Annotated in this window: 14 protein-coding genes; 8 read left to right on the plus strand and 6 right to left on the minus strand. The window is 51.4% G+C overall.

What is annotated here, in order from left to right; all coding sequences use genetic code 11:
* Nucleotides 1-15 precede the first annotated feature (15 nt).
* Together hemD and hemC are read right to left on the minus strand one after the other, a co-directional pair.
* A complete protein-coding gene (gene hemD, locus ACQKDS_RS06835; RefSeq protein WP_399667706.1) occupies nucleotides 16-756 on the minus strand; it encodes a uroporphyrinogen-III synthase in 741 nt (246 codons plus the stop codon).
* On the minus strand, nucleotides 753-1,694 hold the full coding sequence (gene hemC / locus ACQKDS_RS06840) for a hydroxymethylbilane synthase (RefSeq protein WP_399667709.1): 942 nt from the start codon (nucleotides 1,692-1,694) through the stop codon (nucleotides 753-755). Before hemC ends, hemD begins: the two co-directional genes overlap by 4 nt.
* Before the next feature lie 315 nt (nucleotides 1,695-2,009).
* On the opposite strand from hemC, the gene ACQKDS_RS06845 reads away from it, so the two are divergent.
* On the plus strand, nucleotides 2,010-4,565 hold the full coding sequence (locus ACQKDS_RS06845; RefSeq protein ID WP_399667712.1) for a class I adenylate cyclase: 2,556 nt from the start codon (nucleotides 2,010-2,012) through the stop codon (nucleotides 4,563-4,565).
* A gap of 59 nt (nucleotides 4,566-4,624) precedes the next feature.
* On the opposite strand, the gene cyaY is transcribed toward ACQKDS_RS06845, so the two are convergent.
* On the minus strand, nucleotides 4,625-4,948 hold the full coding sequence (cyaY, locus tag ACQKDS_RS06850; RefSeq protein WP_399667715.1) for an iron donor protein CyaY: 324 nt from the start codon (nucleotides 4,946-4,948) through the stop codon (nucleotides 4,625-4,627).
* 79 nt (nucleotides 4,949-5,027) lie between these two features.
* Here cyaY and lptM point away from each other — a divergent pair, with 79 nt between their 5' ends.
* The 6 genes from lptM to uvrD all read left to right on the plus strand — a co-directional run bounded on the left by lptM (nucleotide 5,028) and on the right by uvrD (nucleotide 10,765).
* On the plus strand, nucleotides 5,028-5,234 hold the full coding sequence (gene lptM / locus ACQKDS_RS06855) for an LPS translocon maturation chaperone LptM (protein ID WP_399667718.1): 207 nt from the start codon (nucleotides 5,028-5,030) through the stop codon (nucleotides 5,232-5,234).
* A gap of 139 nt (nucleotides 5,235-5,373) precedes the next feature.
* A complete protein-coding gene (gene dapF / locus ACQKDS_RS06860; protein ID WP_399667721.1) occupies nucleotides 5,374-6,198 on the plus strand; it encodes a diaminopimelate epimerase in 825 nt (274 codons plus the stop codon).
* Nucleotides 6,195-6,899, plus strand: a complete 705-nt coding sequence (locus ACQKDS_RS06865) for a DUF484 domain-containing protein (RefSeq protein WP_399667724.1) — start codon at nucleotides 6,195-6,197, stop codon at nucleotides 6,897-6,899. Before dapF ends, ACQKDS_RS06865 begins: the two co-directional genes overlap by 4 nt.
* Nucleotides 6,896-7,807, plus strand: coding sequence for a tyrosine recombinase XerC (xerC, locus tag ACQKDS_RS06870; RefSeq protein WP_399667727.1), 912 nt, complete (start codon nucleotides 6,896-6,898; stop codon nucleotides 7,805-7,807). Before ACQKDS_RS06865 ends, xerC begins: the two co-directional genes overlap by 4 nt.
* Complete coding sequence (gene yigB / locus ACQKDS_RS06875) at nucleotides 7,807-8,523, plus strand: 5-amino-6-(5-phospho-D-ribitylamino)uracil phosphatase YigB (RefSeq protein WP_399667730.1); 717 nt, start codon at nucleotides 7,807-7,809, stop codon at nucleotides 8,521-8,523. Before xerC ends, yigB begins: the two co-directional genes overlap by 1 nt.
* Nucleotides 8,524-8,602: 79 nt before the next feature.
* Nucleotides 8,603-10,765 carry a DNA helicase II gene (uvrD, locus tag ACQKDS_RS06880; RefSeq protein WP_399667733.1) on the plus strand — a complete coding sequence of 721 codons (2,163 nt, stop codon included), beginning with the start codon at nucleotides 8,603-8,605 and terminating at the stop codon, nucleotides 10,763-10,765.
* Nucleotides 10,766-10,850: 85 nt separating this feature from the next.
* Here the strand turns inward: uvrD and ACQKDS_RS06885 are convergent, their stop codons facing one another.
* On the minus strand, nucleotides 10,851-11,324 hold the full coding sequence (locus tag ACQKDS_RS06885) for a WbuC family cupin fold metalloprotein (RefSeq protein WP_399667736.1): 474 nt from the start codon (nucleotides 11,322-11,324) through the stop codon (nucleotides 10,851-10,853).
* Between the two features lie 446 nt (nucleotides 11,325-11,770).
* On the opposite strand from ACQKDS_RS06885, the gene corA reads away from it, so the two are divergent.
* Nucleotides 11,771-12,721, plus strand: coding sequence for a magnesium/cobalt transporter CorA (gene corA, locus ACQKDS_RS06890; RefSeq protein WP_399667739.1), 951 nt, complete (start codon nucleotides 11,771-11,773; stop codon nucleotides 12,719-12,721).
* A gap of 107 nt (nucleotides 12,722-12,828) precedes the next feature.
* Here the strand turns inward: corA and ACQKDS_RS06895 are convergent, their stop codons facing one another.
* The gene (locus tag ACQKDS_RS06895; RefSeq protein WP_399667741.1) at nucleotides 12,829-13,305 is read right to left on the minus strand and encodes a hypothetical protein; all 477 of its coding nucleotides are present in this window, start codon (nucleotides 13,303-13,305) and stop codon (nucleotides 12,829-12,831) included.
* Entirely contained in the window at nucleotides 13,298-14,095 is a 798-nt protein-coding gene (locus tag ACQKDS_RS06900) for a transcriptional regulator (protein WP_399667744.1), read from the minus strand. The genes ACQKDS_RS06895 and ACQKDS_RS06900 overlap by 8 nt, the downstream gene beginning before the upstream one ends.
* Between the last annotated feature and the right edge of the window lie 242 nt (nucleotides 14,096-14,337).

Consider the following 14,337-nt stretch of genomic DNA (forward strand, 5'->3'; position numbering starts at 1 on the left):
ATCCCATGGTCAGATTTATTGTAGCGCGCGGATAAGCGCGTCATTATCGGCGTTGTCGGCTACCCGAATACTGCTCCAGCCCAATTCCCGGGCGAGGGTAGCGAGGCGTTCGCTGACGACTATCAGGCGGCAATGCAATAGCCAAGAAACACGATAGTAATCAGGAACTAAATTATAAAGCTGTTGTAACATTTCTCCGCTGGTGACCACCAGTGTATCAATACCAGCACGTTGCCAGTGAGCGCTTTGCTCCGCGCCGTCGTAATGTACTGGGCTGCGCTGATAACATTCATAATAGCTGATGTTGGCACCACGTTCGCGCAATGTATCGCCGAGCAGCTCTCTCCCGCCGTTACCGCGTAAAATCATCGCCTGCTTGCCTTCAAGTTTTTGCAAGGCAGGTAATAATAGCAGTGTTTCACTAATTTGCCGTTCGTGAGGGTATTCCACCGGTAGGCTGGTGATGCGATGCAACGCCAATGCGGTGCTGCGGCCGATGGCGTAATAGCTCGGTTTCACCGGCCATGACAGACCCGCGCGGCCGATGACCGAATGGGCATAATTGACGGAGTGTTGCGACAGTACGAATACCAAATCGCCATAGTGGAGCTGCTGTAGCGCTTGTGGCAGTTGAGGCAGATCGGCTCCGGGGGCGAAGTCAATCAACGGAGCATGATAGGCAATTCGCCCCAGCAAGCGCAGGCGGCTTATCAGTTGTTCACCGAAAGGTGAGGGGCGAGTGACCAAAATTGTCATGCCGGAGGATTTCCCTGATAAACCTCATGTAGAATTTCACGCGCACCCTTAGCCAGCAGTTCTTCCGCCAGTTCGATGCCCATTTGTTCCGCCTGTGCTCGCGGGCCACGGCGTTCGCCGCGTACCATCTGGCTGCCATCGGGTGCACCGACCAGCGCGCGTAGCCACAGTTGATCGCCGTCTAGCTCGGCGTAACTGCCGATCGGCACCTGACAACCGCCTTCTAACCGCGTATTCATCGCGCGCTCTGCACAGACGCGAGTCGCGGTGTCGTCGTGATTCAACGGTGCCAGTAAAGCGCGCGTGACGTCATCATCAAGGCGGCATTCAATACCTACTGCGCCTTGGCCAACGGCCGGTAACGACTCTTCGGGACGCATCGCGTCGCGGATGCGTTGTTCTAATCCCAGACGTTTTAACCCGGCAACGGCCAGAATAATCGCGTCGTAATCGCCATTATCAAGCTTGGCCAAACGCGTGCCGACGTTACCGCGCAGATCGCGCACAATCAGGTCAGGGCGACGTTGGCGCAATTGGCACTGGCGGCGCAGGCTAGAGGTGCCCACCACGCTGCCTTGCGGCAGTTGGTCGAGTGACGGATAACGATTGGATACAAATGCGTCGCGTGGATCGTCGCGCTCGCAAATGGTCACCAAGCCTAGGCCGGCAGGAAATTCTACCGGCACGTCCTTCATCGAATGCACGGCGATATCCGCCCGCCCTTCCAGTAACGCGAGCTCCAGTTCTTTAACAAACAGGCCTTTGCCGCCGACTTTTGCCAGCGGCGTATCCAAGATAATGTCGCCGCGCGTTACCATCGGCACCAGCTCAACCTGTAAACCCGGATGGCTTGCCATCAGGCGCTGCTGCACATAATGAGCCTGCCAGAGCGCCAGCGGACTTTGTCGGGTGGCAATTCGAATAATTTTGTCTAACATGCTTGTTACCGTTTTTATAATTCGCCGTTCATCCTACCACTGAGGATATAAACTGTCAGTGTAAGAAGCCATAAGCGAAGAAAGGATAACGGAATCAAAGGGAGGTGGATAAATTTAGGGGGCAGTTAACACTGCAGGTAAATCGTTTAGAGAAACGCCAGGCTCAGTGTGTCGCGTTACCTTCTTTACGGTCAATCAGCAAGGTGTTAAATTGATCACGTTTCCAGCAATAAGTCGTCAACTATTCTTCTAAACTAACGGCGCTTATGGAATACGGGTTTTTTTCTAGGCACCGGGATAATCAGGCGAGACGTCTTGTACCTCTACATCGAGACACTGAAACAAAGACTGGATGCGATCAATCAATTACGTATCGATCGCGCCTTGGCTGCAATGAAACCTGCTTTTCAACGGGTTTACAGTTTGTTGCCAACCTTATTACATCATCATCATCCACTGATGCCGGGTTACCTAAATGGTAACGTTCCCCATGGTATCTGCCTCTACACGCCCGATGAAAGCCAACAATCTTATCTAAATGATTTAGAAGATAAATGGGGCAGCCCATTTGAAAAACTCGCCAGTGGGGAATTGCCCATTACCGGTGTTTATTCGATGGGCAGCACCTCGTCAATTGGCCAAAGTTGCAGCTCGGATTTGGATATCTGGGTCTGTCATCAATCTTGGCTCGATAATGAAGAACGCCATCGCTTACAGCAAAAATGCAGCCTGTTAGAAAAATGGGCGGCCTCAATGGGCGTGGAAGTCAGCTTCTTCCTGATCGATGAAAACCGTTTTCGCCATAATGAAAGCGGCAGCTTGGGCGGTGAGGATTGTGGTTCCACCCAACATATTTTGCTGTTGGATGAGTTTTACCGCACCGCAGTGCGTTTGGCCGGCAAACGTATTCTATGGAATATGGTGCCTGGTGATGAAGAAGCGCATTACGATGAGTATGTGTTATCGCTCTATTCCCAAGGCGCGTTGACGCCAAATGAATGGTTGGATCTCGGTGGCCTGAGCACGCTGTCGGCAGAAGAATACTTCGGTGCCAGCCTGTGGCAACTGTATAAAAGCATCGATTCGCCGTACAAAGCGGTGCTGAAAACCTTGTTGTTGGAAGCCTACTCTTGGGAATACCCCAATACGCAACTGTTGGCGATGGGCATCAAACAACGTCTGCATCAAGGCGAAATTGTCTGCTTTGGCCTCGATGCCTACTGCATGATGTTGGAACGGGTTACCCACTATTTAACCCAGATTAATGATCTGCCTCGTCTCGATCTGGCTCGCCGTTGTTTCTATCTTAAAGTGTGTGAAAAACTGTCACTCACCCATGCCAGTGTTGGGTGGCGACGTGAGATCCTGAGCCAATTAGTCAGTGAATGGGGCTGGGATGACACGCGGTTGGCAATTTTGGATAACCGCGCCAATTGGAAGATAGGGCGGGTGCGCGAAGCGCATAATGAATTGCTTGATGCGATGATGCAGAGCTATCGTAATTTGATCCGCTTCGCACGGCGTAACAACTTGAGTGTCAGTGCCAGCCCGCAGGATATTGGCGTGCTGACCCGCAAGCTGTACGCGGCGTTTGAAGCGTTGCCGGGTAAGGTTACGCTGGTTAACCCGCAAATTTCGCCCGATCTGTCGGAAAACGATTTAACCTTTATTCATGTGCCGATTGGCCGTGCTAACCGCACCGGTTGGTATCTGTATAATCAGGCACCCGCGATGGATTCTATCGTTAGTCATCAACCGTTGGAATATAACCGCTATCTCAACAAGCTGGTGGCTTGGGCCTATTTCAACGGCTTACTGACATCGCGTACGCGTCTGCACATTAAAAGCGGCAACCTATGTGATACCGCGAAGTTGCAGGAGTTGGTGGCGGATGTCTCGCATAGCTTCCCACTGCGTTTGCCTGCGCCAACGCCCAAAGCGCTATACAGCCCTTGTGAGATTCGTCATTTGGCGATCATCGTCAATTTGGAAAACGATCCGACAGCGGCCTTCCGCAATCAGGTGGTGCACTTTGATTTCCGCAAGCTGGATGTATTCAGTTTTGGTCAACAACAGCAATGCCTGGTGGGCAGCATCGATTTGCTGTATCGCAATTCGTGGAATGAAGTGCGCACATTGCATTTCAGCGGTGAGCAATCGGTACTGGAAGCGTTAAAAACCATTCTCGGGAAGATGCATCAGGATGCTGCGCCACCGGAGACGGTCGAGGTGTTCTGCTACAGCCAGCACCTACGTGGCCTGATTCGCACTCGAATTCAGCAATTAATCACTGAATGTATTGAACTGCGACTTTCCAGTACGCGTCTTGAACCGGGCCGCTTTAAAGCGGTACGCGTTGCCGGGCAGACTTGGGGGTTGTTCTTCGAACGATTAAGTGTGTCAGTACAGAAATTGGAAAACGCCGTCGAGTTTTACGGTGCGATCTCCAACAATAAACTGCATGGCTTGTCGATTAAGGTCGAAACCGATCAGGTTCATTTGCCACCGGTGGTGGACGGTTTCGCCAGTGAAGGCATCATCCAGTTCTTCTTCGAAGATACGACTGATGAGAAAGGCTTCAACATTTATATTTTGGATGAGTCCAACCGCGTTGAAGTGTATCACCATTGTGAAGGCAGCAAAGAAGAGCTGGTGCGCGACGTAAGCCGTTTTTATTCATCGTCGCATGATCGCTTTACTTACGGCTCCAGTTTCATCAACTTCAACTTGCCCCAGTTTTATCAGATCGTACAAATTGACGATCGCACGCAGGTAATTCCATTTCGCAGTAATGCATTGTCGAGCTTATGTGTTCCCTTAGCGGACGGCAGTGTACCGCAGCCGTTGAAACAACAATTTCAATTGCATTGATGTCTTGGGGGCACAACCTCTGGTGTCTTGAGGTCGATTCTGCCCCCGGATGGCGCAGGCTATGCGCTAAAATGCACGTCCTCGCCCGCTTGTGCGCTGGCCGCCTCAGTTAATACCTCATAGAATGCGCGGCCACTGCGATCGCAGATCCACACGCCATCTTGGTCGTTAAAGTGATAACCGCCCGCTTTCGTTGCCAGCCACACTTGATGCAAGGGCTCTTGGCGATTGATGATAATTTTGGTGCCGTTTTCGAAGCTTAGCGTCATTACACCGCCGTTAGTTTCGTAATCGATGTCCGCATCGCCGTCAAAATCGTCCAGCGTCTCTTCGATATTCAGCATCAGTTGGTCTGCCAACTGGTGAAACTCACTGTCGTTCATATTCAATTCCTATTGCTTTTCATGATCCATCTACCGATTATAGAGAGCTTGGATGCATGAATTACAGGCATTAATGCAAATGAAAAAACAATTACGCTACGCGTTACTGGCCGTGACGCTCGCTGGGCTTTCTGGCTGCGGTCTGAAAGGCCCGCTGTATTTCCCACCGGCCGATCCGGCAACGCAAAAACCAGCCACGCCGCCGGTACAGACGGGCGATCAGGTACAGAAGAATCAGCAGGATCTTCCTGGTTCACAGCAAAAGCCGTCAATGAGCGCGGAATAACGCGATGTGCGATGCTGGGCGTCACACCACACAGTGTATACCCAAAATAATTCGAGTTGCATCGTGGCGATGTGCTGCGCCAATAACGGTGCGACTTAACGTATGATGGATATAGCACGTCCAGCTAGCGGAGTATGATATGCAGTTCTCCAAAATGCACGGTCTGGGCAACGACTTTATGGTGGTCGATGCCGTTACACAGAATGTCTATTTTTCACCAGAGCTGATCCGCCGGCTGGCCGATCGGCATTTGGGCATTGGTTTCGATCAGATGCTGGTGGTAGAACCGCCTTACGATCCTGAGCTTGATTTCCACTATCGCATTTTCAACGCTGATGGCAGTGAAGTCGCACAGTGCGGTAATGGTGCCCGCTGTTTTGCCCGCTTTGTCCGGCTGAAAGGGTTGACCAACAAGCGTGATATTCGCGTCAGTACCCAAACCGGTCGTATGGTATTGAGTGTCACCGACGATGATCGGGTGTGCGTTAATATGGGCGAGCCGAATTTTGAGCCGCAGGCGGTGCCATTCCGTGCCACCAAGGCGGAAAAAACCTACATCATGCGTGCAGCCGAACACACGGTGTTGGCCGGTGTGGTGTCGATGGGCAACCCGCATTGCGTGTTGCAGGTTGATGATGTCAAAACTGCTAAAGTAGACTTACTGGGGCCGGTGTTGGAAAGTCATGATCGCTTTCCTGAACGTGCCAATATTGGTTTCATGCAGGTCGTCAGCCGCGATCATATCAAGCTGCGCGTTTACGAGCGCGGCGCTGGCGAAACGCAGGCCTGTGGCAGTGGCGCTTGCGCGGCCGTGGCGGTTGGGATTCAACAAGAATTGCTGTCAGAAGAGGTACATGTTGAGCTGCCGGGTGGCAGTCTGCATATACGATGGAAAGGGGCGGGCACCCCGTTGTTTATGACCGGCCCGGCAACCCATGTTTATGACGGATTTATTCATCTATGAAAAGCGTTGACGATCAGGCCATCGCAGCCATTGAGCTCGATGACGACGTGGTAATGCAGTATCTGCTGCAAAACCCAGACTTCTTTATCCGTAATGCGCGGTGGGTAGAACAGATGCGGGTGCCGCACCCCGTGCGGGGCACCGTGTCGTTGGTGGAATGGCACTTGGCGCGTCAACGCAATCATATTACTCGTTTGGAAGAAGAAATTACGCTGTTGATGGAACAAGCCAGTGCCAATGAAACGTTGTTTGCCAGCCTGTTACATCTGCAAGCCAATCTGGCAACGGCGGAAAGCCTACAGGACATGCTCAATCGGTTGCAGCGTTGGGCGCGTGGTTTCGGTTTGGTAGGTGCCAATATCCGCTTGTTCAGCGATCGTTGGAACATCGGTGCTCCGTCTGATTTTACGCATCTCGGTTTGTCGCGCTCAGCATTTGAGCCGCTGCGCATTCAACGGCTGGGTGATGAGCAGCACTTCCTTGGCAGCCTGAACGGCCCTGAGCTGTTGTTGCTGTTGCCACAGGCAAAACAGGTGGGTTCGGTTGCCTTATCACTGCTGGGCGATCGTGGCGATCTGGGGATGGTGATCTTTAGCAGCCGTGATACGCAACATTATCAGCAAGGTATGGGCACCGTGATGCTCAACCAACTGGCTAGAATGTTGCCGGAATTGCTGGAACGTTGGGTCGAACGCTCATGACAGCGTTAGCGGCCAGCCTGCAGCAGCCGGTGGACGCTTTCCTGCGCTATCTCAAAGTAGAGCGGCAGCTCAGCCCACTGACCCAAACCAATTACTGCCGCCAGTTGCAGGCGCTAATGGCGCAGGCAGCCGAGCTGGGCATTACTGAGTGGCCGCAGTTGAACGCCGCCAAAGTGCGTCAATTGGCCGCGCGCAGCAAACGCGCCGGGTTACAATCGTCTAGCCTGGCACTGCGTTTTTCCGCGCTGCGCAGTTTTCTCGACTGGTTGGTGAGTCAGGGCACAATTGCCGCTAACCCGGCGAAGGGGATTCGCACGCCGCGTAGCGGCCGTCATCTGCCTAAAAACATCGATGTTGACGAAATGAGCCAACTGTTGGCGATCGATCTTAACGATCCGCTCGCGGTGCGCGATCGCGCGATGCTGGAGGTGATGTACGGTGCCGGGCTGCGATTATCGGAATTGGTTGGGCTGGATTGCCGTCATGTCGATCTGGCTGCCGGTGAAATCTGGGTGATGGGTAAGGGCAGCAAAGAGCGAAAATTACCGATCGGCCGTACTGCCGTTACGTGGCTAGAACACTGGCTGGCGATGCGTGAGCTGTTTGCGCCTGATGACGATGCCATATTCCTGTCTAACCAAGGTAAGCGGATTTCGCCGCGCAACGTGCAAAAACGGTTTGCGCAATGGGGCGTTAAACAGGGCGTTAACAGCCATATTCATCCGCACAAGCTACGTCACTCGTTTGCTACTCATATGCTGGAATCGAGCGGTGATCTGCGCGCGGTGCAGGAGTTGCTGGGCCATGCTAACCTCACCACCACGCAGATTTATACCCATCTCGATTTTCAACATTTGGCGAACGTGTATGATGCCGCGCATCCGCGTGCCAAACGGGGGAAATCCTGATGCGTTTTTATCGTTCGCTGCGGCCATTAGCGGCGTTGACTTTCGATCTGGACGATACGTTATACGATAATCGTCCGGTGATCACACAGACTGAGCAACAGTCGGTTGCCTTTTTACAAGGGTATCACCCAGGGTTGCGCCATTTTCAGTCGGCCGATTTCCATCGGTTGCGGTTAGAGCTGCGCGAGCAGGATCCAGAGATTTATCACGACGTTACCGAATGGCGTTGGCGTGCCATTCATCTGGCGCTCAGTCGTCAGGGGCTGCGTGATGCCGAAGCCGCGATGGGAGCCGACGCTGCGATGCAACATTTTGCCCAGTGGCGCAGCCGTATTGATGTGCCCACCGCAACCCATGCCACACTGCGCGCACTCGGTGAACGTTATCCACTGGTGGCGATCACCAATGGGAACGCCGATCCGGCGCTGTGCGGGCTGGACGGTTATTTTCAGTTTGTGCTGCGTTCAGGACCGGATGGCCGCGCCAAGCCGTACCAAGATATGTACCATGTGGCCGCCGAGCGGCTGAATATCGCGGTGGAAAACCTATTGCACGTGGGGGATGATCTGACCACTGACGTGGCGGGAGCGCTACGTGCCGGTATGCAAGCCTGCTGGATCAACGACCGGCAGCGTAGCCTGATGCAGGTTACTGACAGCCGTCTGCTGCCGCATATTGAGATAACGCAGTTGGCATCGCTGACAGCGCTGATATAATCCCTGCCAGAAATCTGTATAAATTCACAGTGGAAAACCGGCCTGGCGCGGGTTTTCCCTTACCCAATTAATGGTGCCTATGGACGTTTCCGACCTGCTCAACAGCATGAATGATAAACAACGCGAAGCCGTGGCCGCGCCACGCAGCAACCTGTTGGTGCTGGCGGGGGCGGGCAGCGGCAAAACCCGGGTGTTGGTGCATCGTATTGCCTGGCTGCTGTCGGTCGAGAATTGCTCGCCGTATTCGATTATGGCGGTCACCTTTACCAACAAAGCGGCGGCGGAAATGCGCCACCGGATTGAACAACTGATTGGTACCAGTCAGGGCGGCATGTGGATTGGTACGTTCCACGGGTTGGCGCACCGTTTATTACGTGCCCACCATATGGATGCCAATCTGCCGCAAGACTTCCAGATCCTCGATAGCGAAGACCAGCTGCGGTTGCTCAAACGCATCATACGCGCGCTGAACATTGACGAAAAGCAATGGCCGCCACGGCAGGCGATGTGGTACATCAATGGCAAAAAAGACGATGGTTTACGCCCTCAGCACATCGAAAGCTATGGTAATCCGGTTGAAGCGACCTGGTTGCGTATTTATCAGGCTTATCAGGAAGCGTGCGATCGGGCTGGGTTAGTGGATTTTGCCGAACTGCTGTTACGCGCCCATGAGCTGTGGCTGAATAAACCGCACATCCTCAACCATTATCGCGAGCGTTTCACCAATATCTTGGTGGATGAATTCCAAGATACCAACCGCATCCAGTACGCTTGGATCCGCCTGCTGGCAGGCGATCGCGCCAATGTGATGATCGTGGGCGATGACGATCAATCAATTTACGGCTGGCGCGGTGCGCAAGTAGAGAACATTCAGCGTTTCTTGAAGGATTTCCCCGGCGCGGAAACCATCCGACTGGAGCAAAATTACCGTTCTACCAGTAATATCCTCAAGGCTGCTAATACGCTGATCGCCAATAACGATGGGCGTATGGGCAAAAACTTGTGGACCGACGGTGCCGAGGGCGAGCCGATTTCACTCTACTGCGCGTTCAACGAATTGGATGAAGCGCGTTTTGTGGTGAATCGAATCAAGAGCTGGCAGGAAAACGGCGGTGCACTGAATGATTGTGCGATACTTTACCGCAGTAACGCCCAATCGCGCGTACTGGAAGAGGCACTCTTGCAGACGGCGATGCCCTACCGTATTTACGGTGGGATGCGCTTCTTCGAACGTCAGGAAATTAAAGATGCGTTGGCCTATCTGCGGTTGATCGCCAATCGTAACGATGATGCGGCTTTCGAGCGGGTAGTGAACACCCCGACGCGCGGCATCGGTGACCGCACGCTTGACGTGGTGCGCCAAACGGCGCGCGATAGGCAAATGACGTTGTGGCAGGCGACGCGTGCGTTGTTGCAGGACAAAGTCCTCGCGGGCCGTGCTGCCTCTGCCTTACAGCGCTTCACCGAGCTGGTGGACTCGCTAGCACATGAAACCGCAGAGATGCCGCTGCATGTGCAGACCGACCGAGTGATCCGCGACTCCGGGCTGTTCATCATGTATGAGCAAGAAAAGGGCGAGAAAGGCCAGGCGCGCATTGAAAACCTTGAGGAGTTGGTAACGGCGACGCGGCAGTATAGCTATCAGGAGGAAGATCAGGATCTGATGCCGTTGCAGGCGTTCCTGTCGCACGCCGCGCTGGAAGCAGGCGAAGGGCAGGCCGATGCGTATCAAGACGCGGTACAACTGATGACGCTACACTCGGCGAAAGGATTAGAGTTCAAACAAGTCTTTATCGTTGGCGTAGAAGAGGGCATGTTCCCTAGCCAGATGTCGCTGGATGAAGGGGGCCGATTGGAAGAAGAACGCCGTCTGGCTTACGTTGGTTTGACGCGGGCGATGGAAAAATTGACGCTGACCTACGCGGAAACCCGCCGTTTGTATGGCAAGGAAGTTTATCATCGGCCCTCGCGGTTTATCGGCGAGATCCCGGAAGAATGCGTTGAAGAAGTACGCCTGCGTGCCAGCGTATCGCGCCCTGTTAACCATCGCCGTATGGGAACACCGCTCAGTGAAAATGACACCGGTTTCAAGCTGGGCCAGCGGGTGCGTCATCCTAAATTCGGTGAAGGTACGATCGTCAATCTGGAAGGCAGTGGTGAACATAGCCGGTTGCAAATTGCCTTCCAAGGGGAAGGCATTAAGTGGCTGGTGGCGGCCTACGCCAAGTTGGAAACGGATTGAGGTAGGGCTTCTCTTGCGACGTAAACACGGCGCTAAGGGACGTTAGCGTCACACATTATTGGATTGCGGCCATTCGCCATCAACGTCAATGGGGAAAATGGTCGCCTACTTGTGCTGTGGCGTACCAACGCATCACTGCTTCTGTCGCTTCAGCGCCCTCAGGCGGTGCCCACGGCATACAATCTTGCTCTGCAAGCGGCTGGTAAGGCCCTTTTTTTACTTCAAAAATCACCCCACCGCTATCGATAGACAGTACCGCGTGCCAGGTACCCGCCGTCATTTCCAGTACCTTGTTCTTTTCCCCTAGCAGTGTGCGCTGGCTAACGGCGCCGTTATCATCGAATTGCAGTACTACGAAGCGGCCACACAGCGGTGTGAGCAGTTCCCACGTATGCCTATGGCGATGCGGACGAATGTAGGTTCCCGGCTCCATCGCGATAGCCAGTCGCTGCACCGGTTCGTTTAAATCGTCATGCAACGTCAGGTGGCTACGCAGACGTGGTAGTTCAGCCGCCTGGGCACTCATGGCGCTCATGTCCGCAACAGTAATCAGTTTCATCAGTAAAATCCGTCAGTATTCTGTGCGGTTGAGTTTAGCAATTTTCCCTGCCAATATCTGAGAACAGTACGACTTTCCTCGCGGTGTCTATCTCAGGTTGAAAGGCTTTTTTATCGCTGTGTCATCGCGGTGAATTGTTGCACGATTATCCTGTTTAACGTGTTGACAGGCTTTTTCTTCTCGGCGTAACATGCGCGCACGATTAATCATGAGGACATTTGCCTTGGACACACCCAGTAGATACTGGCTCACTGACCTGGAAATCAACAGGTACAACTTCTAAGGCTATCCCATTCTGCTGATAGCCTTCGTGGTTGTCGGCGACTCCCTTTGCGTGTCGCTCTGAGTTAGATCTCATTATGGTCTGAAACGAGCGGGGTCACTTCCCATTCAGTTTCTTGTGTTTCAACGCGTTGTTTGCCTCCATTTTAAGGATGTTTTGGCACATGCTAAGCGCTTTCAAATTAGATAATAGCCGCTTATCCCGTCTGGAACTGGATGACGCCGATGACCTCACCACATCACTGTGGGTTGATTTGGTCGAACCGGAAGAAGGCGAGCGCGATCGCGTGCAAAATGAACTGGGCCAGAGCCTGGCGACCCGTCCTGAGTTGGATGACATCGAAGCGTCTGCGCGTTTCTTTGAAGACGAAGACGGTTTGCACATTCACTCTTTCTTCTATTTTGAAGATGCGGAAGACCATGCGGGTAACTCCACCGTGGCGTTTACCATTCGGGATGGCCGCTTATATACGCTGCGTGAACGCGAACTGCCTGCGTTTCGTTTATACCGTATGCGCGCGCGCAACCAGATGATGGTTGATGGTAATGCCTATGAACTGCTGCTAGATCTGTTTGAAACCAAAATCGAGCAGTTGGCGGATGAAATCGAAAATATTTACAGCGACCTGGAAAAGCTCAGCCGGGTCATTATGGAAGGGCATCAGGGCGACGAATACGATGAGGCATTGTCGACGTTGGCTGAACTGGAAGATATCGGTTGGAAAGTTCGTCTGTGTCTGATGGATACCCAGCGAGCTTTGAACTTCTTGGTGCGTAAAGCACGCTTGCCCACCGGCCAGTTAGAGCAGGCGCGAGAAGTGCTACGCGATATTGAATCCCTGCTGCCGCACAATGAATCGTTGTTCCAGAAAGTTAACTTTTTGATGCAGGCTGCGATGGGCTTTATCAATATCGAGCAGAACCGCATCATTAAGATTTTCTCGGTGGTGTCGGTGGTGTTTCTGCCGCCCACACTGGTGGCATCCAGTTATGGCATGAACTTCGAATTTATGCCGGAGCTGAAGTGGTCATTTGGCTACCCGGGTGCTATTTCACTGATGATTTTGGCTGGGCTAGCGCCGTACTTGTACTTTAAGCGTAAAAACTGGCTCTAATTCCCCGCGTTTTGCCACGTTAGGGTGGCATTCCCCCACTTTATGAGTGGGGGAATAATACGATCCCGCAAGACTATTTATCCCATCAGTATCAGTCATCACAGCATTTAGTTACGGGTGCAATAAAACGAAGGTACATACCCCGTTGAGAATATATAGCCCTCTTTAGCTACCGGCTTGATGATAAAGTCGAACTTCAACCCTTTTTGCAGATAAAACCGCGGGAGATAGCGCATTAATTCCTGCGTATCGCTATTGTCTGCAGGTGACACAACGGTAGACAACGATGTTAGATGATAAAAGTTCTTCTCTTGACTAAAGGCGAAGTAATTCTTCCTGCTAATGTTAGTGATTTGGCTACCTTTTTTGAGCGTTCCTTTTAAGGTTGCGATGCCGCTATCACCGCGTAAAGTATAATTGAGCGCAAGTGATAACTCTGCATCGTCTTTGCTAACGACCAACATAGCATCACAGTTTAAGTGTGTGCGCTGGTAGCGATCATAGCTATGGATCGTCACGATAATGCCCAATAATAGAATAACGGTCAGCAGTGTTGCGATACTAATGCGTTGAGTTTTATTCATAGTGTTGCCAGTTGAGATGATATTCAGAAACACAGCTATTTTTTAACCCCGTAGAGAATGCTTGCTTACAACGGATTACGGAGACACGAGGAACCAACGGATAGGTTGAAAAATAGACAAAGCTATTTTCCGCACATGACCCTTGGTGTTTTTTGAGGTACTGTTTGTAGCGTTCTAGTGTTGTATTTTTATTATAAAGATAGACTGAACAATTATCTATTTTACCTGCATAGCTATATTGAGAAAAATAATCTCTTTTATCTGATATTTTAGATGCTAAAAATAAAATAATAGTTAGTACCAAAGGAATAACCACGATGATTGCCCAGAGATATGTTGGGAAAATTTTCTTTATTATTATGTTTGTCGTTTCAGGTTGGTTATTGTCCTTAATGTTTTCTTTTCCGCTTGATGTGGTAATGTTACTTTTTATCACCTTCTGCACAGGAACCGTTGAGGGGATAGTAAGACCTTGACGTGGTATTGTTTTGATCACTGTCTGGTCATACCCTGCGATTTTTAACCCTTTGCGTAAGGTTAGAATATTTTGGTAAAAGGTATTTTTAGAAACACCCATGCCATTTTTCTCCCAGCCAATATCAAATAGCTGTTGCTGAGCAACTACACTTCCCTGTTCCCTCAATAACATCTGCAAGCAACGTGATGCGGCAACATAGAGTGTGATTTTTTCACCGGTTATACGCGAGTAAAGCAGATTCTCTTCAGGTCTGAATTCTATTTTGTCGGCGATGACATAATAACAATTCTCATCCATTTGTTTCATATCCATACTGTAATTGTTTTTAGACTCTCAACCCTTAACTTGTGGCGAGATTAATCTCATTCAATGATAAGCCATCATCACGTAATGATCTATGATCTTATCGGTCATTACTTGGTTAATTATATTAATCAGAAAGGATAATTCTTATTAATAAGGCGGTTAATATTTTTTAATGTGCTTATAAATTAAATAAATTTCGTTCTTAAGTTGCTGTGAATAGTGCTCTATCGTGATTAAGTATTTGATTT

Origin of the sequence: Serratia sp. NPDC078593, assembly GCF_050268245.1 — a bacterium.
Lineage (GTDB): Bacteria > Pseudomonadota > Gammaproteobacteria > Enterobacterales > Enterobacteriaceae > JBNNGK01.

Coding starts and splice junctions, on each gene's coding strand:
- hemC (WP_399667709.1), bottom strand. CDS start 1,694: ATGTTAGACAAAATTATTCGAATTGCCACCCGACAAAGTCCGCTGGCG.
- ACQKDS_RS06865 (WP_399667724.1), top strand. CDS start 6,195: ATGAAAAGCGTTGACGATCAGGCCATCGCAGCCATTGAGCTCGATGAC.
- xerC (WP_399667727.1), top strand. CDS start 6,896: ATGACAGCGTTAGCGGCCAGCCTGCAGCAGCCGGTGGACGCTTTCCTG.
- lptM (WP_399667718.1), top strand. CDS start 5,028: ATGAAAAAACAATTACGCTACGCGTTACTGGCCGTGACGCTCGCTGGG.
- cyaY (WP_399667715.1), bottom strand. CDS start 4,948: ATGAACGACAGTGAGTTTCACCAGTTGGCAGACCAACTGATGCTGAAT.
- ACQKDS_RS06885 (WP_399667736.1), bottom strand. CDS start 11,324: ATGAAACTGATTACTGTTGCGGACATGAGCGCCATGAGTGCCCAGGCG.
- uvrD (WP_399667733.1), top strand. CDS start 8,603: ATGGACGTTTCCGACCTGCTCAACAGCATGAATGATAAACAACGCGAA.
- hemD (WP_399667706.1), bottom strand. CDS start 756: ATGACAATTTTGGTCACTCGCCCCTCACCTTTCGGTGAACAACTGATA.
- ACQKDS_RS06900 (WP_399667744.1), bottom strand. CDS start 14,095: ATGGATATGAAACAAATGGATGAGAATTGTTATTATGTCATCGCCGAC.
- yigB (WP_399667730.1), top strand. CDS start 7,807: ATGCGTTTTTATCGTTCGCTGCGGCCATTAGCGGCGTTGACTTTCGAT.
- dapF (WP_399667721.1), top strand. CDS start 5,374: ATGCAGTTCTCCAAAATGCACGGTCTGGGCAACGACTTTATGGTGGTC.
- corA (WP_399667739.1), top strand. CDS start 11,771: ATGCTAAGCGCTTTCAAATTAGATAATAGCCGCTTATCCCGTCTGGAA.
- ACQKDS_RS06895 (WP_399667741.1), bottom strand. CDS start 13,305: ATGAATAAAACTCAACGCATTAGTATCGCAACACTGCTGACCGTTATT.